Origin of the sequence: Psychrobacter sp. H8-1 (assembly GCF_904846575.1) — a bacterium.
Lineage (GTDB): Bacteria > Pseudomonadota > Gammaproteobacteria > Pseudomonadales > Moraxellaceae > Psychrobacter > Psychrobacter fulvigenes.
Genome location: NZ_CAJHBG010000001.1, coordinates 130403 through 150113 on the forward strand (window position 1 = coordinate 130403; position 19711 = coordinate 150113).

Here is a 19711-nt window from a genome sequence, read left to right on the forward strand (position 1 = left end):
ATCAAGCAAACGAATGTAAAATAAATAGAAAGGCAGCAATACAAACCGTCATTATAACGTGGAATGCGTTGGGTATAAACTACTGCTAAGTTCTAGACAACAGTAACCCTACAATCAATCTGTCTTATAAAGGTACTCATCATTTTATAAGTGGGCAAAGTGTTGTCTTTTGGCGCTAATTTCACCGTAAATGGTGCAATACAGCGCAAACATTGTTATATTTATAGGTTGCTTATCTTTTTGTGTTAATTATTCCCCTACGAAGTCATTCGCTATTATAATAAGCAGTTATCGACTGCATACATTCACACCATTTTCACACCGTTTTTGTTATTTATTTAACTGAGTTTATAACCCTATGTCACAAGCCCAAATTGATACCTTAGCCACGCTATTTGCACAAGCTATCCAAACCTTACAAACTGAAGGTGCTCTACCTGCTGATTGGCAGAATAATAGCCAGATCACGCGCACAAAGGATGCTAGCCACGGTGATTTTGCCAGTAATATCGCTCTCACTGCTGCAAAAGCTGCTAAGACCAATCCACGTCAGCTTGCTGAAAAAATCGTCAATGCGCTGCCTGAAAATCAAGATATTCGCCAAATAGAGATTGCAGGTCCTGGCTTTATCAATGTGTTTTTAAATAGCGACGCTAAGTTTGCGGTATTAGAAGACATATTTAGCTTGCAAGACCGCTTTGGTTTAAGCGATCAGTTTGATGGGCAAAAAATCCAAGTTGAGTTTGTCTCAGCCAATCCAACGTCGAGCCTGCATGTCGGTCATGGTCGCGGTGCAGCATTTGGTATGAGCTTGTCAAACTTGCTCGAGGCTGTCGGTTACGAGGTTACTCGTGAGTATTACGTCAATGACGCTGGCCGGCAGATGGATATTTTGGCCACGAGCACGTATTTGCGTTACCTTGAAGTCAATGGTGAGCAGGTAACGTTCCCGTCTAATGCATATAAGGGAAACTATGTCCGTGATATTGCAGAGACGCTTAAGACGCAGCATGGCGCCAGCTATGTGCATAGCTTTGAACAAGTCGCTAAAGGCGTGCCACAAGATGCGCAGTTTGATATCAAAGCTGATGGTGAAAAGGAGCTGGTATCGGGTGACAAGGAAGCACATATCGATGGGCTGATTGCCAATAGCAAATCCTTGCTGGGCAATGGCTATGAGCTGTTTTTAAATGCAGCGCTTAGCAGTATTTTGGCTGATATCAAAGACGACTTAAATGAGTTTGGTGTACGCTATGAGTGTTGGTTCAGTGAAAGATCGATTGATAATGAGATTGAGCCAGTACTGCAAATTTTAGATGAAAAAGGTTATTTGTACGAAAAAGATGGCAATATTTGGTTTAGATCGACCGATTTTGGCGATGAAAAAGACCGTGTGGTACGCCGCGCCAATGGTCAAACGACGTATTTTGCCTCTGATATTGCCTATCATAAGAATAAGTTTGATCGCGGCTTTGACAAGGTTATCAACGTCTGGGGGGCAGACCATCATGGTTACGTGCCGCGCGTCAAGGCTGCTCTATCAGCGTTAGGTATAGATGATAACCGTCTCGATGTAGTACTGGTGCAATTTGTCGCACTTTGGCGCGGGGATGAAAAAGTACCGATGTCTTCACGTTCAGGTCAGTTTGTGACCTTGCGTGATTTACGTCATGAAGTAGGTAATGATCCTGCGCGTTTTTATTATGTGGCGCGTAAGCCTGAAGTGCATGTTGACTTTGACTTAGAGCTTGCCAAATCACAAAGTAAAGACAATCAGGTCTATTACATTCAGTATGCCCATGCGCGTGTCTGCCAAGTGCTAGAGAAACTGCAAGCCAGCGGTCTGGCTGTAGACGATGCTGTAGGGGCACAGCAGCAAAACTTGCTCAGTGAACCTAATGAGGATGAGCTGATCAAATTATTGGCTGGCTATCCAGCGACGTTGCTCCGCGCAGCGACAGGTTACGAGCCGCATGTACTGACTAACTATCTAAAAGATCTGGCAGCACTGTATCACGGCTGGTATGTCACCAATCGCATCTTGCCAGTGAGCTTGACCTCAGGTGAAACACCCAGTCAGGCAGAGCTTGATATGATGCAAGCGCGCTTGCGTTTGTCAAAAGCAGTAAAGCAGGTATTGGCTAATGGGCTGAGTTTATTAGGCTTGTCGGCACCGACTAGTATGTAGTAGATTAAAAAAGTAACTGTCAATCATAGATTCAGTAGGGAGAAAGAGATCCATGTTAGCCAAAAAACCCAAAGGCGCCACTGAAAAACGTAAATCAAGTAGTGTATCAGGCTTACTGTGGATGTTTGTCGGGGCGGTTTTGACCCTGATGATAGGGGTGTTTTTGTATCTGTCACCACTCTTTGACTTCAGTCCTGCTGGTAGTGATACTGGGGCTGACGCTGATCGGCAAGTGCAACCGCGCGTTGAGACAGATACGGATAATAGCGATTATGAGTTTTATGAAATCTTGCCAAATCAAGAGATGGCCACCATTCCTGATGAAGACATCGGTGAGACGGGTAATGATCGCATAGGTGATATCAGTGCTTTTGAGCCAGACGTGGTCGTTACCCAACCTGAAGATGCTTCGGGCAGTCGTAATGAAGACACGGACAACCTTGGTGTCTCTGAAAATACGACTATAGAGCCTAGCCGTGGTAATAATGCTGCTAGCGATGGCGGTGATGAAATCGTTATTGTTGAAGAAAACGCGACTTATGACGGTACGCCAACCACCAGCAATAGCAACACTGCAAATAACGCCGGTGCGGGGACTGCCAGTGTCCAACAAGCTGCCCCTGCTACGACTTATATTTTACAGATCAATAGCTTTGGCAATGCTGATGAAGCGGATCGTCGCCGTGCGCAAGTACTGATGGCGGGCGTCGATGCCAAAGTGGTCAAAAACACCACGGCCAATGGCTTACCTATTTATCAGGTGATTTCGCGCTCTATGAGCAACCGTCAAGCGGTTACCAGTGCTCAGCAGCGTCTACAAAATAACGGCATTGATTCTATCATCGTTGAACAGCGCCGCTAGAGTGAGTTTTGATGGTTTATTAATAAAAAAAGCGTCGCCATGACGCTTTTTTTATCTCTTATTTTTAGTAATTCTATTCTGTTGGTCTCTTATATCTCATCACAAATTTTACAAAGAGTATGGCTATGACTGTATCTAACTCAGCAGCACCCCACGGCATTGTTAAAGCATTTTTTCAAAAATACTTTATCGATGCCTTTACTGGTATGGCGTTAGGGTTGTTTGTTACTCTCATTGCAGGATTGATTATCTCGCAAATCGGGGGGTGGATGCAGCTGCCTGCATTAATCGCGGTCGGTAAACTGGCATCGATCATGATGGGTGCAGGTATTGGCGTGGGTATCGCTTATTATCTCAAAGCACCGACGCTAGTGATGCTCAGCTGCTTGGTGGCGGGTATGCTGGGAGCGCATTCTGAAGCGCTGATGGCAGGGACACTGTTTATTCCGCAAGAAGCTGGACCTGCAACTTTCCTTGCATTACCCGGTAACCCGATAGGCGCTTATTTGACATCAGTATTTGCTTATCGAGCAGGGACTTGGGTCGCGGGCAAGACGAAGCTTGATATCTTGCTGATTCCATTATTGGTCTGTGCGGTGGCTTTATTGGTATGTGCCGTACTTAATCCACCAGTGGTCGCTGCTGTGAATGCGATTGGGCAAGGTATTCAAGCTGCCACAGAGCTACAGCCGTTATTGATGGGTATAGTGATTGCAGTGGTGGTTGGTATCTTACTGACGCTGCCAACCTCGAGCGCGGCAATTTGTATTGCTATTGGGCTTGGCGGTTTGGCTGGCGGCGCGGCTGTCGTTGGCTGTGCGGCGCATATGATTGGTTTTGCCGTTGCAAGTTTCAAAGACAATGGCATGAGCGGCGTGGTTTCTCAGGGTTTGGGTACCAGTATGCTACAAATACCCAATGTGCTCAAAAAACCACTTATATTGCTGCCAGCAGTGATTGCCAGTGCCATCGTTGGCCCTATCGCGACGGTAGGGTTTGGGCTTGCTTGTACGGCGACAGGAGCGGGCATGGGAACGGCTGGATTGGTCGGTGTGTTTGGGGTGATTGAGGCGTCGCAGGGACTAATGAGTAGTACTCAGATGTGGACGGCAATCATTCTTTTGATGTTTGTCTTACCAGCGATAATCGCTTGGGGTGTTGCTTATATGATGCGGCGTATGGGCTGGCTTGTAGCGGGCGATATGAAGCTACCTTAAGTTTTGCTGTTTTTTAATGATGTTAATGATTAAAAAAGCCCAGTTCGAACTTTGAACTGGGCTTTTTGTATGAAAAGTATTCGTTATTGCTGATTGGTTTTATTCTAACGACGCACGTCTACCGGTGCACCGCCTTTTGGCCAATCCTTGTCTTTATTGGCTTTGACAGGGCGTGGCAACTGAGTAAAGTAGCTTGAAACATCAATCGCTTCTTGGTCCGTTAGGGTATTACCTTGACCAAATGGCATTTTACCTTTTACAAAGGCAGCGGCTTTGTAAGTACGTGCCATACCAGCGCCATCGTTGAAAGAGTTGCTTCCTGCAATCGCTGGATATATATAAGTGTCGTCGTCATTGTATTGGCCTTCACCGTCTTCACCATGACAGGAGACACAAGTCTCGGCAAATAGCTTTTTACCATTTTTAGGATCTGGTGTTAGCGTATTGTCAATTTCTACAAAACCGCGACCTTCTGGAGAGATACCAATCGGCATATCTTGTGACAACCACGTCATATAAGACATAAAGGCGTTCATCTCGTCTGAGTCCATATCTAATGGCGTACCATTCATTGAACGCTGAAAACACCCATTAATGCGCTCTTGCAGCGAGTTAACACGTGCATCACGTCCGCGATAGATAGGAAAGATACCTGGCAAGCCATTCCATGGTGCAGCATAAGCTTCTGAACCATTGCTCAGATGACAGCTGGTACAGTTAAGTTGATTGCCAACATTGTTGGGAAGCTCGCGATAGGTATGGTTGGCAAGCTCCAACCCTCGGCGCACGGCAGCGCCATACTCGTCGTCAGGGATAGTTGACTCAGCTGGCATACTGATATTCAGCTTGGCACCTGGGTTGGCAGCCATCTCGTCTTTGATTGCTGCGGCGCGTGATTCGAGTGACTTTACTCGTGCTAAAGCCTCAGCTTCTTCGACACGATCAACGGCTTTGGTGCCTGAATCGCTACAAGCTGTCATGCTGGTAGCACCGATAGCGAGGATAGCAGCCATAAGAAGAGAAGAAGAAGGCTTGGCCCGTAAAATTTTTTTCATTGGAATAACCTTATTATAAAAAGTAATATGTAACTCTATAGTTTTATGATAAATTATTTGTCACAGTGACAGTTATAAACTCAATTTTTGCGTAAAAGGTTGAATGGGTAATCAACCAGTAAGATTCAAGCGACATGATTGTATCAAATACAAATACGTATAGTGTTTTTAACTGCGAGTGCAATGCGAATTAACGTTACTAAATATAAAAAATAAGTCCTAATAGCTTATCTATAGTCGGAGCACTTTTAAACCGCTACAGTGTTACCCGCCCTAGATGTACTTAGTGTACTATCTGCGGTCGGTCGCCTTGTAGCGATTTTAAAATTCCTTGACTATACAAAAAAAGCGCTCAAACACGGATGGTGTTTGAGCGCTTTTTCATTGCGTAATGTTGCTAAAACAGATTATATCGTGGCGCTGGGTTTTTTATTGCGGCGTGGTTTTAGCTTACGCGAGAGCTTATTGACGTCGTTCAGTACCTTGCTATAACGCGCTGGAAAGACACGCTGCACCGCATCGATCATCTTGGCGTCGTTGCCAATCAAACAGCGCGGCTGATTTGCCGCTGCCGCTTGCAAGATAATCCAAGCAGCCTCGTTGGCGTCGAACTTTAAAAGCTTATTAAAGCTCTTGATGGCTTTGGGGCCAGCGCGCATACCGATATCATTTATACTATTATTGCCGCGGGCACTATTGGCGATATTGGTCTTGATACCCCCTGGATGGATACAGGTCGCTGACACGCCGCAGCACTGGATATCAAGCTCTTGACGCAGGCTTTCGGTAAAGCCGCGCACGGCAAATTTGCTGGCATTATAGGCAGACTGTGAAGGCTGCGCAGTCAAGCCAAACAAACTTGAGATATTGATGATATGACCATGCTCAGTGAACTGACGTGATTTATTGTTCTGATTGCCATCGTTATCGGTTTCACTGAGTTTTACGCTATTTTTAATCAATGGCAAGAAGGCTTTGGTACCGTAAACCACGCCCCAAAAATTGATATCCATCACCCATTCAAGCTCGCTAATGCTGCTACCTTCGACAGTAGAATACAGCGCAACTCCAGCATTGTTAAAGATAAAGTTCACTTTGCCGTGTTCGCTCATCACGCTGTCCGCCCATGCTTCAACGGCTTTATTGTCTGAGACGTCGAGTACGGTAGTGGTGACCTTGATATCGTAACCGACGAGCAGCTCTTGGGTTTCTGCGAGCTGTTCGGCGTTGATATCTGATAGCGCCACGTGACAGCCCATCTTGGCCAAATGCATAGCAAGGGCACGGCCCATCCCAGAGCCTGCACCAGTGATAGCAGCGACATGGTTGTGATAGTAGTCTTTTATATCGGTATCGTTAGCAGTGGTTGGCAAAAGGTTTGCAAGCAGGGGAGTGCGCTTCTGCAATATTGCAGTAATGGTATTGGCCATGATAAACAGTCCTTTGTATCATTGATATTGATGGATTTAAAGTAAAGATTTTAAGGTTTACCTTAGCATGATTTGTATCCAGTACTCAGAACGATTGATAAACGCATATGTCACTTTATTTAAAAGTTTTACAAATCACAGATATAAAAACGGCGTCTTAGCAATGATGCCAGACGCCGTTTTTATAGACTAGATTGGTATAAAGTCAGACTAAGAAAAAGCAGACTACGCAACTTTCGGTGTTTTGCCTTCGTTGATGACGGCTTCATCGACAGTGACCAGCTTTGCGTTTTCCATCGATGGTAGCTCGTACATGGTCTCAAGCAGAGCGTTCTCTAAGATAGAGCGCAGGCCACGAGCCCCTGTTTTGCGCGCCATTGCTTTTTTGGCGATTGCATCCAGTGCTTCTTGAGTGAAGGTAATCTCAGCGCCTTCCATATCGAACAGGTATTTGTACTGCTTCACAAGCGCGTTTTTTGGCTCTGTGAGAATCTGTACCAAGGCCTCTTCATCAAGCTCTTGTAACGCAGCGAGGACTGGCAGACGACCAATCAGCTCAGGAATGAGACCAAACTTAATCAAATCCTCAGGCTCTACTTGTTGCAATAAATCTGAGCTGCGACGGCTGTCATCTTTTGAGCTAACATCGGCATTGAAGCCAATGCCTGTCTTTTCAGTACGCTGCTGAATGACTTTATCAAGACCAGCAAATGCACCACCAACGATAATAAGGATGTTGCTGGTATCAACTTGAATCAGCTCCTGCTGCGGATGCTTACGTCCACCATGAGGAGGAATAGCGGCAACCGTCCCTTCGATAAGCTTTAGCAAGGCTTGCTGTACACCTTCGCCTGACACATCACGCGTGATAGACGGGTTGTCGCCTTTTTTGCTAATTTTGTCAATCTCATCGATATAAATGATGCCTTGCTCAGCTTTGCTGACATCATAGTCAGAAGCTTGCAGCAGCTTTTGTACGATGTTCTCCACATCTTCACCGACATAGCCTGCTTCGGTTAAGGTCGTGGCATCCGCCATCGCAAACGGCACATCAAGCAGACGTGCTAAAGTTTGCGCCAGTAAGGTCTTACCCGAGCCCGTTGGACCGATGAGCAAGATGTTACTTTTAGCAAGCTCTACCATCGCATCATCAGCGCCAATCTTGGCTTTTTTACTGTCTTTTGCGAGTGTTTGACTGACTTTGAGGCGTTTGTAATGGTTATAAACCGCAACAGCCAAGGCTTTTTTGGCTGCGTCCTGTCCGATGACATATTCATCAAGCTTGGCACGCAGCTCCTTCGGGGTTGGTAGCTTTTTATTGACCCAAGAAGTATCAATTTCGCTATCGTCATCACCCTCTTCGGCGCTGTCAGCGATTAAGTCAGTACATAGTTCAATACACTCATTACAGATATTGGCATCGTCAGCGGCGATCAGTTGTTTGACTTCGCTTTTGGCTTTACCGCAAAACGAGCACTGCGGATTATTATCTTCTGCCATATAAAGGCACTCCTAAAATTTAAAGCTTATACCAATCCAAAAAACGCCTTACTCTTTAGTTTTCTGAATTGGTATTATTATTTGTCTCATGTTGCTGAGCGATAGAGCGACTGTCTTTATAAAGAAGCAGGGCGGCGCTCTAGTACTTCATCAACTAAGCCGTAGTCTTTGGCGGCTTCAGCGCTCATAAAGTTATCGCGGTCGGTGTCTTTATCCAAACGCTCAACAGGCTGACCAGTATGCTCTGCGAGTAGACGATTCAGCTTGGCTTTTAGCTCAATGATCTCGCGGGCATGAATTTCGATGTCCGAAGCTTGACCACGGAAACCGCCCAGTGGTTGGTGAATCATGACGCGTGAGTTTGCAAGGGCATAGCGTTTGCCTTTTGCACCAGCAGACAACAAGAACGACCCCATTGAGGCAGCTTGACCTAGACAAATGGTAGACACGTCAGGCTTGATGAAGTTCATGGTGTCATAAATTGCCATACCTGCGGTCACCACACCACCTGGTGAGTTGATATACAAGTGGATGTCTTTATCAGGGTTTTCAGCTTCCAAAAATAGCAGCTGCGCCACGATTAAGTTGGCCATGTTGTCTTCGACTTGACCCGTCAAAAAGATAACGCGCTCACGTAATAGACGTGAGAAGATATCAAACGAACGCTCACCGCGTGAGGATTGTTCGACAACCATCGGTACTAAGGCGTTTTGAGCATTTTGGGCACCTTGAGCATTGTGTGCACTCATTAAAGTATCAAAGTGAGGGTTAGACGTAATGCGATCATAATCTGTCATAAAATGTCCTATAAATAAGGAAGTGTATAAAATAAAGGGCTATATTATATAAGGTAAATACCTAGATACTAATCAATAAAAGAATCAGTCAGTATGTATGTAGCTGATATGGTTATAGTATGGTTATGATTATAGTAGTAAACGTGGCTATGTGAACAATTATCCCTTATTAATAAGGGGTCTGTATACCTTTATCAAGGGGTTAGCACATAATCCACGAATAAAAATGCCCTAACAAGTTGTTAGGGCATTCATCATAAATTCTAAATCAGTAGCGCGAATACGCTGGATTACATACCTTGCTGCTGCTGTTGCTGAGCAGCCAGTAGGTCTTGGTAGCTGACTTCTTTATCAGTGACGTTACCTTGATCAATCAGATAATCAACCACTTGGTCTTCTAGAACCACAGACTCAATGTTAGCACGTTGCTGCTTGTCATTGGTGTAGTACTCAATTACCTCTGCTGGATCTTCGTAGTTTTCTGCCGCTTCTTTGATGAATGCTTCAACGCGGTCTTGATCCACTTCTAGATTTTGCGTATCGATGACACGGGCTACGATGATACCAAGACGGGCAGCACGTAATGCTTGCTCTTCAAATAGCTCATTAGGCAGCATGTCTTTATCAAAGCTGTCAGCACTGGCACCGAACTGCTGAGAGAAACGCTGCATCATCATGTTGCGTTGACGGTCGATTTCTTGCTCTAGCATAGCGTTAGGCACATCGAATTCATTCTTTTCTAATAGTGCATCAAAAGTCGCTTGCTTAACCTGGCTACGCGCAGCATTTTTGATCTCGCGTTCCATGTTTTTGCGTACGTCTTCTTTAAGCTTCTCAACACCGCCTTCTTTTACGCCGAACAGCTCAAGGAACTCTTCATCGATTTCAGGCATTTTCGATCTTTCAACTAATTTTACGTTGATTTTGAACTGAGCTTCTTTACCTGCTAGGTTTTCAGCTTGGTAGTCTTCTGGGAAAGTCACGTCGATGACTTTTTCTTCGCCTGCTTTCATGCCTTTGATGCCATCTTCAAAGCCTGGAATCATCTGACCGCTACCCATGATGAGTTTGAAGTCTTCAGCTGAGCCGCCTTCGAACTTCTCACCATCGATAGAGCCTTCAAAGTCAAAAGTGACTTGGTTGTCTTTGGCCGCCATGCCCTTTTTCTCAACGAACTCAGCACGCTGCTTTTGTAGGTTTTCAATCATAGTGTCAACGTCTTCGTCTTGCACAGACGCAGTATGACGCTCAACTTCGATCTCATTGATACCTTGCACGTCGATTTCAGGGAAGATCTCAACCGTCGCCTGATAAACCAAGAAGTCGTCTTCAAGTTTTACGTCGTCGATATTTGGCATACCTACAGCGCGGATGTCTTCAGCTTTGATGGCTTCAAATACGGTATCACGGATCACATCGTTGATCACTTCTTGCTGAATGCCAGCACCGTACTGAGAGCGGATATGTGACATCGGCACATTACCCTTGCGGAAACCGTCAATCTTGGCAGTTTTCGCAACTTGGCGAATGCGGCCTTCGACTTTGTTTTGAATTTTTTCAACGGGAACTTTAACAGTCAGCTGAGTTTCTTTTTCAGACAGCTTGTTGGTTGTGATCTGTAAATCTGTAGCCATGTTGATTACACCTTTAATGGTTAAAATAACAAACAATCAGTCCTCAAAGCGTGCAGGGTGGCTGATTGCCATTGGAATGAATAGGGGACATTAATAACCAGATAATGCGAATGGCACTATCTGGCATCGAATATCAATAATAAGTCGCCAGCTATTTTACCTACTGCGCTTGAATAATCACGCTCTTTCATAGGCGGTAAAGACAATTGGCTTCTTACAATAAAATTTTAAAAGTAGAACAGTATAATCTATCTGTTAATTAAAGTAAAAGTTATCTGTTTACGGTCGATTCACTTTGTAGCAGTTAAGTCGCCAGTTTTTTAATTCAGTCAGCTAAAACAGCATTATATTAAAGTAAGCCGTCCTTATAATACTGTTCATTCTATATAGGGTACATTCTATAAAGGCAACTGTGCTAAAAGTTTGTGAATAGCTTGTCCACGATGGCTGATGCTGTTTTTTTCAGCAGCGCTTAAGCTTGCAGCCGTTGCTTGCAGCTCAGGCAACCAAAACAGTGGGTCATAACCAAAGCCGCCATCGCCCTGTAGCGACGCTAAAATCTCACCCTGCCATAAACCTTGCGCGATAATGGGCAGTGGATCATCAGCGTGGCGTACCAGTGCCAGTACACAAACGAACATCCCTTTAATAGGAGCGTCAGGCTGCTGCTCCCGAATAGGTTGTAAGTCTGCGATGAGTTTGGCGTTGTTCATCGTATCATTGCCGTGTTCGCCAGCATAACGGGCAGAGTAGATGCCTGGCGCATTGCCGAGTACTGGCACGCACAGACCTGAATCATCAGCAATCGCAGGCAATCCGCTGATGCGACTGGCGTGACGCGCTTTGATAATGGCGTTTTCGACAAAGCTTAAACCATCTTCAACCGCATCTTCGATGTCCAGCTGCCCTTGAGGTACGATGCTAATACCAAGATTAGCTTCAGCGAAAAGCCTCTGCAACTCTGATAGTTTGCCTTTGTTATTACTGGCGAGTACCCATTGGTTGTGGCTAGATGCGGAAGACGATACAGCAGCGCTCATAAAATATGTCCGTAAATATAAGAATGAATGAGACTAAAACGAATATAGATAGCTTGATACTGCGGTTGTATTTTGACCATTATCTAGTATAGGATTGTCACTGTTAATAGTCAGCAGGTGACTTGTTAGGATAGCACTTATTCTAGAGCAGCTTTTGCTTTAGGGCAGTTATTGTCAAATTTGGTCAGAAAGTACTTAATTTCTGCAAGTTTTCACTGGATTTTGACAAATTAGTACCAAGTAACCGCTGTCTATAACATTCGGTAACTGATATTGTCGGTTACTATTGCTATAATGGTTATCAAGCTACAGTGAATTATAGCTTATCGCTTGTGAATTTAAAGTTAACAATACAATAAGTACGAAGTTACTTATTGCTCTTTGTTACTTAGATTCATTTTGGTGCGCAATAGCACATCAAGCAATAATAAACATTCATTAACAATAAACTCAGCCAATTTAGCTCGATATTTTGTTGTATCTTTTTTTAAGATAGCCAAAATATGAGTGGCCAAATAAGCAAGGATAAAATAATTATGTCAAAGATTACTCTACCAGACCTACCGTATGCAAAAGACGCCCTTGAACCACATATCAGTGCCGAAACTCTAGAATACCATCATGATAAGCACCACGCAGCTTATGTAAACAAGCTAAACGAATTGCTACCTGGTTCTGGCTTAGAAGACAAAACACTGCCAGAAATCATCGAAGCAACAGCTAATGATGATAGCAAGCAAGGTATGTTTAACCAAGCAGCACAAGTATGGAACCACACGTTTTACTGGAACTGTATGACTCCAGACAATGGTGGTGGCGAGCCAACGGGCGATCTAAAAGCTAAAATCGAAGAAGATTTCGGTAGCTATGATAAGTTCCGTGAAGAGTTCAAAAACGCAGCATTGACTCAGTTTGGTTCAGGTTGGGCATGGCTAGTCGCTGACAAAGTAGGCGGCAAACTATCAATTGCTAAGACTGGCAATGCTGGTACACCACTAGCGAATGGTCAAGTAGCTGTATTGACGTGTGACGTATGGGAACATGCGTACTATGTCGATTATCGCAACCGTCGTCCTGACTATGTTGATACGTTCCTAGACAAGCTAGTGAACTGGGACTACGCAAATGCAAAATATAAAGGTCAAGATGCTGGTGTTGAAGAGTAATCTTTAATCACTTAGTATTTGATTAAAAAAAGAGGACGCTGCGAGGCGTCCTTTTTTTAGTGTTATGGTTCTTGAATGGTTCTATAAGAAACGACTAACAAGAGATTATCTTAATTATCGACAGGTTCAGAAGTTGTAAAATACCCAGTCCATACCTTTCCATATGTAGTTTTAAACAAAACTTTTTCCGTGGGATATATAACAATTTCTCTGTCTAACGGATGGCTACATTTATTAATTGTGCATAATTCAACAAAAATATATTTGTCGTTAAAGTACTCTACATTATAATCTTTGGTCTTAAATTCGTTGTATATTATTGCCTCTAGGTTTTTAGTATTATATAAGTTAGTAGGCAATATGAAGCTTTGACTAAATAGCTTTAAAAGCACAAAAAAAGTAGAGATGATAATCACTAGGCTAAAAACAAAAGACCAAAAGATTGGTTGCTTATGTCTATCAAGAAAATCTCTAACTCTTTGTTTAAAAACATCATGATTGGTGTCTTTATCTTTAACCCCCAATTTTACACCGATAAGTACAAAAAGCTGAGCTAGATATAACATTAGGCCGGAAATATTCACATATACGAGAAGTATTGTGGCGATAGGTGCGTTAGGAAACATATCTGCATAAAGAGTTGGTATAAAGTATGCTGTTGAGCATATTAATATTATACAGACGACACTGACTATAGTCGGTCTTTTATAAATAAGATACAATACTATTAAAACTAAGAGAAAGATATTAATAACGATGACTTATTCTGCAGACTTCCGGGCGCAAGTGATCAAAAGCGTCAAAAACAAAGACATGACTATTCGTGAAGCGTGTACTTTCTATGACGTTAGCAAGACGGCATTACAACGCTGGTTGAAAAACCCAACAATCAAACAATCTCGGGATAAAGCACCCAGTAAAATACCAAATGAAGCACTTCTTCAAGACGTTGCGCAATATCCAGACGATTACATGTATGAGCGAGCACAGCGTTTAAATTGTAGCAAATCAGGCATTGAGATTGCCTTAAAGCGTCTTGGTATCAGTCAAAAAAAAGACCTTGGAACATCCAAAAGCCTGTCCGATCAAAAGAGCGATATTCCAGAGTAGGCTTGATCACTTTAAACAGCAAGGCTATCCCATTGTCTATATGGATGAAAGCGGCTTTGAGCACGAGACTATCCGCTCTCATGGCTATGCACCGATAGGTACACCCTGTATAGATAGCTACAACTGGCAAGCAAAAAAGCGTACGAATGTCATCGGGGCATTGTATGAAAAAATGCTGTTTGCGCTTGATTACTTTGAGCAGAATATTAACAGCACCATATTCTACAACTGGTGCAAACGAACACTAATCCCAAGCCTTAAAACCAAATGCGTTATTGTCATGGATAATGCTCGGTTTCATAAAAATAAGCGTATCCAAAAACTACTCAACAGACATGGTCATCGTATTTTGTGGCTACCACCGTACAGTCCTGATCTTAATCCCATTGAAAAGAAATGGGCTCAAGCTAAGTTTCTACGCCAAGGCTGGATGGAGAATAATCTGCCTAAGCTATTTCATGATATGGGTTGTATCTCTTTTATTGTGGATTGACTATATTATTATATCCTGATTTAATTTAAGTTTAGTTTTCTCAAGTAAGCTTTCATCTTCAAACATTTCAATTTTTTTCTCGAAACTATGCTTTACAAGTGCCATCGTAATCTTACTCATGCCAAATAGAAATATAAGCAAAAACAGTATGAGAGTACCGTCAATAGGTATCTGACTAATAGAAAAGAATCTAATATAAGCAACATTAATGCTCGATAATTCTAAAATCTGCCAAACTGCTCCTAGAAAAGAGGGAATAAGTACTACAATAGAAATATGGCTAAATATCCATTCTATATAATCATTTATAGTCTTTTTTGTATCTTCAATATCACCTGTCATGAAATACTTTAATCCGTAAAATTGTAATTTTTGAAAACTCTAAGGCAAGTTTTTTAGTTAAAGAATAGTGAGGACGCACCCGTCGCACCATCTTATACATAGTCAACAACATGAATTTTATATAGTTGAAGATATTTCCGTTATTTATATAGGTTTATAGTTCAAAGCTTAAAGATGCGCAAGGCGACACCCTACAATACTTCAAAGTTATGCGCCGCTAACGCTTCCCTGAGCATCGCAATATTATAATACGCATGCGCATTGACGGTATTTTGAAAGAAGATATACAGCGTATCAAAATGCTGACGCTGATTGGCAATGGCTTGTGCCCAGTCGTTCATTTCTTCGTGACTATAACGATAATCATGACGGTCGGCTGCGCTCATCGCATCCCACCAGTTTAGATTGTTACCATGCATACGCAGATAGCCAGTACGCTCAGTAAATATCAGTCGTGACGGCGGTAGACCACTGACTTTGGGATAATCAACGCTACACCAAATCAACCCTTGCTCGATAAAGCTATCGACCACTTGCGGGGTATGCCAGCCGTTATGACGAAACTCAACGGCTAACGGATAGTCCTTAAACCAACTGACCAGATTTGCCAGATATAGACGATGCTCACGGGTACGATCAAAGCCATGCGGGAATTGCAGCAGTAGTGGCGCTAGAGCGTTGGCTTCGATAAGTGGCGTGAGAGCATTAAGAAACGCTTGCGCATGTTCGGCAGTGCCTCTGCGTGCATGAGTAAAGTCTTGATGTAGCTTGACGGCAAACTTTAACTCACTGTCCGCCTGCACATAGGCTTTATTGACCATACCGGCAAAGGCTTTTTGTCCAATAGGTGCATAAAAGGTGCTATTAATCTCAACCGCGCCGTATTGCTTGGCGTACTCCCGTAAAAAGTCCGTCTTCTTGGTGCCAGTTGGATATAGCGTACCGAGCAGGTCGGTGTCGCTATAACCGCCAGTGCCAAGGTAAATACGGGGAAGATGGTTTGCCATTATTTATATAGCCCTTTTTTATACTTATAGCGAGCGCTTACTTTTTACGTGCCCAGAGCCATTCTATTAGAGCAATAAGCGCTTGATTATCTGCACTGTCATTAAGTTCACGACTGCTCAACTCACGAACGATGGCTGCGCGTCCGTCATCAAACAGTGACTGCGCGTAGCTTTTGGCAGCGTCTACGCCCATCAATTTCACATAAGTAGACTTGTCTAACTTTTCATCGCTGCCAGCAGGTTTGCCCAAAGCATCGGTACTGGTGGTGACGTCTAAGATGTCATCTTGTACTTGAAAGGCGAGACCAATATGTTGCGCGCATTCTTGTAATGCCATACGCTGCGGAGCAGTCGCACCAGCACAAATCCCACCCATGAGCATAGCAGCTTCGATGAGTGCTCCTGTTTTATCACGGTGGATGGCTTCTAGATCCTCTTGTGAAATATCAGTGCTGGCCTCTGCGTTTAGATCGAGCATCTGACCTGAGACCATACGTCGCGCACGCGGTGCAAAAACCGCTAACAGCTGACTGGCGATATGAACATCAAAAGGCGCAAAGGTTGGTAGGTCGGCAGTCAATACTTCAAAGGCTAATGTTTGCAGTACATCGCCTGCTAGCAGTGCTGTCGATTCCTCAAAGACGATATGGGCGGTCGGCTGTCCACGACGTAGGTCGTCATCGTCCATACAAGGCAAGTCATCATGTACCAGTGAATAGGTGTGTAGTAGCTCTACTGCCAAAGCGGCACGCCGACACATATCGTAGCGTGAGTCATCGTCCAAAAGCGTCTCTAGACTATCCGTTGTCGCTGTGGTTGCAAGCGTTGCATCGTCAGCTAACAGATCAGTCGGATGAACACTTGTAGCAATACTGGCAAAGCTACTCGCAACCAATAACGGACGTACGCCTTTACCTTGACCCGTCATCACATAACGGCAAGCATCAACTAACGGACTTGGCAGATTCGCGTAAGTAAACAATAAATCAATATCTTGCGCCAGTTGCGTACGCAAAGCGCTGTGAAACTGCTCAAAATCGGTGAAAGGAACAAAGCGAGGCGCAGAAGAAATAGACATAACTCAACCAACCACAAGGTGAATAAAAGTAGAAATGGTGCTAGTGTAACATGATAGCTTATTCGGCTTACACGCATACTTGAATGAAGGTCTCCATTGATTAGGTATTGAAGATTTCACTTGTTGGTTGCATATGTTTTGATGAGAGAGTAAGTTATTGAGCTAGCCCGAAATAATTTGTATATTTTAAATCCTGTTTTAGACGTTGATAGAAGTATAAAAAAGGCTTCTTCTAAAGTAGAGGATAGTCATGGATATACTTGGCATAGATTTAATAGTGACTTACGAGTCTGGCATTAAGCTGTGACAGTCAGGGGCATAATCCCCTACACTAATTGACGTCAAAAATGGTCTAATGGCCTATGAGCTTACAGTTTAAGTCATTAGATTTAAACTTAAGTAAAAACACTCAGGATAATAACGACGCGCCATGCAATTGAGCGCTGGATAATAAAGACATCGCCACTGCTGTGATTGGCAGTGATTTTACTCGTTTTACTAACAATAAACGGCTATTTTTTAAGTTTAAAACGTAGCTTTTATAATTTTTTAATACATAGCTTTTATTACATAGCAAGGAGTTTCAAATGGTATACCAAGGAAATCGCATCACGGTGACAATGCTAGAGGATGGCATCGCCAACATGCAGTACAACGCCGAAAATGAGAGCGTGAACAAGTTCGATGCTGAAACCAATAAGCAGTTTACCGAAGCAGTTAATGCACTTGAGCAGTCTGATGAGGTAAAAGGTTTAATCGTCACCTCAAGCAAAGGCGTATTCATCGCTGGTGCTGATATCACTGAATTCGTTGGCTCGTTTAAGAAGCCAGAAAGTGACATTAAAGATTGGGTTATTGGTATCAATGACACCTTTAACCGCTTTGAAGACCTGCCATTCCCAAAAGTAGCGGCAATCAATGGTGCTGCCCTTGGAGGCGGTTGTGAGATGACCTTGGTTTGTGAATATCGCGTTATGAGTGATAAGGCAATCATCGGTTTACCTGAAACTCAACTGGGTATTTTCCCAGGCTTTGGTGGTACGGTTCGTAGTACACGTGTGATTGGTATCGATAATGCGCTTGAGCTCATCGCGACTGGTAAGCCCCAAAAAGCGTTGGATGCTTTAAAGCTAGGCTTGGTTGATGCCACCGTCGCTGCTGATGATTTACAAGATGCGGCAGTAGATCTGGTCAAAAGATGTATCTCAGGTGAGCTTGATTGGCAAGCCAAGCGTGAAGAGAAACTAAATCCAGTTAAGCTCAATCAGCTTGAGCAAGCGATGGCATTCAATAGCGCCAAAGGCATGATCTTTGCCAAAGCCAATCCTAAGCAATATCCTGCGCCTGCGCTCGCTATTGAAGCGATTGAAAAGCATGTGAATCTGCCACGTGACAAAGCGATTGAAGTGGAAGCGACTTACTTCGCCAAAGCGGCGAAAACACCACAAGCAGAAAGCTTGGTGGGACTGTTCTTAAACGATCAGCTGGTCAAAAAACTAGCGAAAAAACACAGCAAGCAAGCACATGACATCAACGAAGCTGCCGTACTAGGCGCTGGTATCATGGGCGGCGGTATTGCTTATCAGGCAGCCAGTAAAGGCTTGCCAATCATCATGAAAGACATCAAATCTGAGCAAGTGGATTTGGGTATGGGTGAGGCCAGCAAAATCTTGGCCAAAATGGTTGATCGCGGTAAGATGACGCCAGCCAAAATGGGTGAGACCTTAAGCCGTATTCGTCCAACGCTCAATTATGGTGACTTTGGCGATACTGACATCGTTATCGAAGCGGTCGTAGAGAATCCAAAAGTTAAGCATGCGGTACTAAAAGAAGTAGAAGGCTTAGTGAAAAAAGATGCGATTTTGGCATCTAACACTTCAACGATTTCTATCACGCATCTGGCGACGGTACTTGAGCGTCCAGAAAACTTCGTCGGCATGCACTTCTTTAACCCAGTACATCGTATGCCACTGGTAGAAGTTATCCGCGGTGAGAAGTCTTCTGAAGAAGCCATTGCGACGACCGTTGCGCTGGCCTCCAAAATGGGCAAAGTACCTGTCGTGGTCAATGATTGCCCAGGTTTCTTAGTCAACCGTGTCCTGTTCCCGTACTTTGGTGCCTTTGATTTGCTCCTTAAAGAAGGCGCTGACTTCGTTCATGTCGATAAAGTCATGGAAAAATTCGGCTGGCCAATGGGCCCTGCGTATCTAATCGACGTCGTCGGTCTTGATACGGGTGTACATGGCGCAGAAGTCATGGCAGAAGGTTTCCCAGATCGCATGAAGCCTGACTATAAAGGTGCCATCAAGCATCTATACGAGAACGAGCGTTTGGGTCAGAAAAACGGCGTTGGTTTCTATAAGTATGAAACTGACAAGCGTGGTAAGCCAAAGAAAGTCGCTGATGATGCCACTTATGCCTTGCTGCAAGAAACCACTGACAGCAACAAGCAAGAGTTTGATGATCAAACCATCGTCGACCGTACCATGCTGGCTTTCTGTAATGAAACCGTACGTTGCCTAGAGGACAACATCGTAGCGACACCAAGCGAAGCTGATATGGCGATGATCATGGGCGTTGGCTTCCCGCCGTTCCGTGGTGGTCCTTGCCGTTATATCGACCAGATGGGTCTAGAGAATTACTTGGCACTGTGCGAGAAGTATGCGCACCTTGGCAAAGCCTATGAAGCGCCGCAAAAGATTCGCGACATGGCAGCCGCAGGCGAGACTTTTTACCCAACCGCTTAATGAGCATACCGAAATAGGATAAGTGCCGTACGTTTGCTCTTGAGA

At 44.0% G+C, this 19711-nt stretch carries 16 protein-coding genes; 7 read left to right on the plus strand and 9 right to left on the minus strand.

Annotation, left to right across the window (positions count from 1 at the left end):
- Positions 1 to 358 precede the first annotated feature (358 nt).
- The 3 genes from argS to JMY01_RS00615 all read left to right on the plus strand — a co-directional run bounded on the left by argS (position 359) and on the right by JMY01_RS00615 (position 4267).
- The gene (gene argS / locus JMY01_RS00605; RefSeq protein ID WP_201573441.1) at positions 359 to 2188 is read left to right on the plus strand and encodes an arginine--tRNA ligase; all 1830 of its coding nucleotides are present in this window, start codon (positions 359 to 361) and stop codon (positions 2186 to 2188) included.
- Positions 2189 to 2240: 52 nt separating this feature from the next.
- Complete coding sequence (locus JMY01_RS00610; RefSeq protein ID WP_201573443.1) at positions 2241 to 3050, plus strand: SPOR domain-containing protein; 810 nt, start codon at positions 2241 to 2243, stop codon at positions 3048 to 3050.
- Positions 3051 to 3175: 125 nt separating this feature from the next.
- Entirely contained in the window at positions 3176 to 4267 is a 1092-nt protein-coding gene (locus JMY01_RS00615) for a PTS transporter subunit IIC (RefSeq protein WP_201573445.1), read from the plus strand.
- 104 nt (positions 4268 to 4371) lie between these two features.
- Here the strand turns inward: JMY01_RS00615 and JMY01_RS00620 are convergent, their stop codons facing one another.
- The 6 genes from JMY01_RS00620 to rdgB all read right to left on the minus strand — a co-directional run bounded on the left by JMY01_RS00620 (position 4372) and on the right by rdgB (position 11723).
- Positions 4372 to 5322, minus strand: coding sequence for a c-type cytochrome (locus JMY01_RS00620; RefSeq protein ID WP_201573447.1), 951 nt, complete (start codon positions 5320 to 5322; stop codon positions 4372 to 4374).
- A gap of 407 nt (positions 5323 to 5729) precedes the next feature.
- Positions 5730 to 6752, minus strand: a complete 1023-nt coding sequence (locus tag JMY01_RS00625) for an SDR family oxidoreductase (RefSeq protein ID WP_201573456.1) — start codon at positions 6750 to 6752, stop codon at positions 5730 to 5732.
- Positions 6753 to 6977: 225 nt separating this feature from the next.
- Positions 6978 to 8252, minus strand: coding sequence for an ATP-dependent protease ATP-binding subunit ClpX (clpX, locus tag JMY01_RS00630; protein ID WP_201573466.1), 1275 nt, complete (start codon positions 8250 to 8252; stop codon positions 6978 to 6980).
- A gap of 116 nt (positions 8253 to 8368) precedes the next feature.
- Positions 8369 to 9001 (minus strand): ATP-dependent Clp endopeptidase proteolytic subunit ClpP, encoded by a 633-nt coding sequence (gene clpP, locus JMY01_RS00635; RefSeq protein WP_201576976.1) that lies wholly within the window; start codon positions 8999 to 9001, stop codon positions 8369 to 8371.
- A 338-nt stretch (positions 9002 to 9339) separates the two neighbouring features.
- Entirely contained in the window at positions 9340 to 10683 is a 1344-nt protein-coding gene (gene tig / locus JMY01_RS00640) for a trigger factor (protein WP_201573468.1), read from the minus strand.
- A gap of 398 nt (positions 10684 to 11081) precedes the next feature.
- Positions 11082 to 11723, minus strand: a complete 642-nt coding sequence (gene rdgB / locus JMY01_RS00645) for an RdgB/HAM1 family non-canonical purine NTP pyrophosphatase (protein WP_201573477.1) — start codon at positions 11721 to 11723, stop codon at positions 11082 to 11084.
- A gap of 536 nt (positions 11724 to 12259) precedes the next feature.
- Here rdgB and JMY01_RS00650 point away from each other — a divergent pair.
- The 3 genes from JMY01_RS00650 (at position 12260) to JMY01_RS00655 (ending at position 14492) form a co-directional block, all read left to right on the plus strand.
- Positions 12260 to 12889: a superoxide dismutase gene (locus tag JMY01_RS00650; protein WP_201573479.1), complete on the plus strand. Its 630-nt coding sequence runs from the start codon at positions 12260 to 12262 to the stop codon at positions 12887 to 12889.
- Between the two features lie 756 nt (positions 12890 to 13645).
- A complete protein-coding gene (locus JMY01_RS14005; RefSeq protein ID WP_227677608.1) occupies positions 13646 to 13999 on the plus strand; it encodes an IS630 transposase-related protein in 354 nt (117 codons plus the stop codon).
- Positions 13950 to 14492: an IS630 family transposase gene (locus JMY01_RS00655; protein WP_265089828.1), complete on the plus strand. Its 543-nt coding sequence runs from the start codon at positions 13950 to 13952 to the stop codon at positions 14490 to 14492. Before JMY01_RS14005 ends, JMY01_RS00655 begins: the two co-directional genes overlap by 50 nt.
- Here JMY01_RS00655 and JMY01_RS00660 read toward each other — a convergent pair whose 3' ends face one another.
- From JMY01_RS00660 to JMY01_RS00670, 3 genes are all read right to left on the minus strand, one after another.
- A complete protein-coding gene (locus JMY01_RS00660) occupies positions 14493 to 14834 on the minus strand; it encodes a hypothetical protein (protein WP_201573480.1) in 342 nt (113 codons plus the stop codon). It abuts the gene before it with no gap.
- Between the two features lie 191 nt (positions 14835 to 15025).
- Positions 15026 to 15841: a DUF72 domain-containing protein gene (locus JMY01_RS00665; protein WP_265089829.1), complete on the minus strand. Its 816-nt coding sequence runs from the start codon at positions 15839 to 15841 to the stop codon at positions 15026 to 15028.
- A 37-nt stretch (positions 15842 to 15878) separates the two neighbouring features.
- Positions 15879 to 16919 carry a polyprenyl synthetase family protein gene (locus JMY01_RS00670; protein ID WP_201573482.1) on the minus strand — a complete coding sequence of 347 codons (1041 nt, stop codon included), beginning with the start codon at positions 16917 to 16919 and terminating at the stop codon, positions 15879 to 15881.
- 587 nt (positions 16920 to 17506) lie between these two features.
- Here JMY01_RS00670 and fadB point away from each other — a divergent pair.
- The gene (gene fadB, locus JMY01_RS00675) at positions 17507 to 19666 is read left to right on the plus strand and encodes a fatty acid oxidation complex subunit alpha FadB (protein ID WP_201573491.1); all 2160 of its coding nucleotides are present in this window, start codon (positions 17507 to 17509) and stop codon (positions 19664 to 19666) included.
- The last annotated feature ends 45 nt before the right edge of the window (positions 19667 to 19711 follow it).

Coding starts and splice junctions, on each gene's coding strand:
- argS (WP_201573441.1), top strand. CDS start 359: ATGTCACAAGCCCAAATTGATACCTTAGCCACGCTATTTGCACAAGCT.
- JMY01_RS00610 (WP_201573443.1), top strand. CDS start 2,241: ATGTTAGCCAAAAAACCCAAAGGCGCCACTGAAAAACGTAAATCAAGT.
- JMY01_RS00615 (WP_201573445.1), top strand. CDS start 3,176: ATGACTGTATCTAACTCAGCAGCACCCCACGGCATTGTTAAAGCATTT.
- JMY01_RS00620 (WP_201573447.1), bottom strand. CDS start 5,322: ATGAAAAAAATTTTACGGGCCAAGCCTTCTTCTTCTCTTCTTATGGCT.
- JMY01_RS00625 (WP_201573456.1), bottom strand. CDS start 6,752: ATGGCCAATACCATTACTGCAATATTGCAGAAGCGCACTCCCCTGCTT.
- clpX (WP_201573466.1), bottom strand. CDS start 8,252: ATGGCAGAAGATAATAATCCGCAGTGCTCGTTTTGCGGTAAAGCCAAA.
- clpP (WP_201576976.1), bottom strand. CDS start 9,001: ATGAGTGCACACAATGCTCAAGGTGCCCAAAATGCTCAAAACGCCTTA.
- tig (WP_201573468.1), bottom strand. CDS start 10,683: ATGGCTACAGATTTACAGATCACAACCAACAAGCTGTCTGAAAAAGAA.
- rdgB (WP_201573477.1), bottom strand. CDS start 11,723: ATGAGCGCTGCTGTATCGTCTTCCGCATCTAGCCACAACCAATGGGTA.
- JMY01_RS00650 (WP_201573479.1), top strand. CDS start 12,260: ATGTCAAAGATTACTCTACCAGACCTACCGTATGCAAAAGACGCCCTT.
- JMY01_RS14005 (WP_227677608.1), top strand. CDS start 13,646: ATGACTTATTCTGCAGACTTCCGGGCGCAAGTGATCAAAAGCGTCAAA.
- JMY01_RS00660 (WP_201573480.1), bottom strand. CDS start 14,834: ATGACAGGTGATATTGAAGATACAAAAAAGACTATAAATGATTATATA.
- JMY01_RS00665 (WP_265089829.1), bottom strand. CDS start 15,841: ATGGCAAACCATCTTCCCCGTATTTACCTTGGCACTGGCGGTTATAGC.
- JMY01_RS00670 (WP_201573482.1), bottom strand. CDS start 16,919: ATGTCTATTTCTTCTGCGCCTCGCTTTGTTCCTTTCACCGATTTTGAG.
- fadB (WP_201573491.1), top strand. CDS start 17,507: ATGGTATACCAAGGAAATCGCATCACGGTGACAATGCTAGAGGATGGC.